At 53.3% G+C, this 1046-nt stretch carries 2 protein-coding genes; one reads left to right on the top strand and one right to left on the bottom strand.

What is annotated here, in order from left to right; translation table 11 throughout:
* A partial coding sequence (gene hisH / locus IQ260_RS30740) for an imidazole glycerol phosphate synthase subunit HisH (protein ID WP_193996826.1) occupies positions 1 to 603 on the bottom strand: 603 nt, incomplete at its 3' end.
* Between the two features lie 90 nt (positions 604 to 693).
* On the opposite strand from hisH, the gene IQ260_RS30735 reads away from it, so the two are divergent.
* Positions 694 to 1046 (top strand): pyroglutamyl-peptidase I family protein (locus IQ260_RS30735; protein ID WP_193996825.1); only part of this gene is annotated, 353 nt, incomplete at its 3' end.

Here is a 1046-nt window from a genome sequence, read left to right as displayed (position 1 = left end):
AAAATTACCAATCAAAGCCAGGCCAAGTGTCTGGCTTTTTTCCGGGTGGAATTGCGTGCCGATAAGATTGTCGCGGCCAACAATCGCCGTCACAGGGCCACCATAGTCGGCGCGGGTAATAACATCGGCCTCATTGGTTGCTTGCAGATGATAGGAATGCACAAAATAGGCGTGATCGCCGGTTGAAATGCCGTCCAGAACCGGGTGGGGCTGGTCGATCACCAGATCATTCCAGCCCATATGCGGCACCTTCATTGCTGGGTCAGATGGGGCGATCTTCGTGACCTCGCCGGGGACCCAGCCGAAGCCTGTCACATCCTCATATTCGCGACCCCAATCGGTCATCATCTGCATGCCGACACAGATGCCGAGGAAGGGTTTGCCGCTGGCGATCACGTCTCGGATTGGCTGGGTGAGGTTGAGATCGCGCAGATGCTGCATCGCCGGGTCAAAGGCTCCCACCCCTGGAAGGACTACACCATCAGCCCCGTGGATTACCTCTGGCTGATCGGTCACTATCGGTGTCGCCCCGGCAAACTCTAGCCCTTTACAGGCCGAGTGCAGATTACCCATATCGTAATCAATCACAGCGATGGTTGGCATAGGTCCCTCTGAATCCCTCTAATAGGTGTAACAGGCGATTACTGCTCTATACTATCGGCTTGTTTGAAGGATGGACAGGCTTTAGAGGTAATGACAGCACCCATATTGATCACCAGCTTTCGACCGTGGAAAGCCAATCAGGGATTAAACTCCAGCGATGTCCTGCTGGACCAGGTGATGGCAAAACTTCCCAGCCATGCCATGTTTCTCAGATATTTACCGGTCAATTTTGACCTAGCTCCGATCCGGGTGATCAGCGCTATCGTTCAGTATCGGCCCAAAGTTGTCGTCTGCTGCGGCATGGCTGAAACCCGCAAGAGACTGACTGTAGAGCAGTGGGGCACCTACAAAGAGCAGCGGCTAGCGACACCGATTAATCTACAAACACTGGTTGACAATACAATTCACACTTCCATTAGCGAAGATGCCGGTAACTTTGTGTG

The sequence above is a fragment of the Leptolyngbya cf. ectocarpi LEGE 11479 genome (assembly GCF_015207065.1).
GTDB classification, from domain to species: Bacteria; Cyanobacteriota; Cyanobacteriia; order Phormidesmidales; family Phormidesmidaceae; genus Leptothoe; species Leptothoe ectocarpi.
This window is presented reverse-complemented; position numbering and strand designations above follow the sequence as displayed.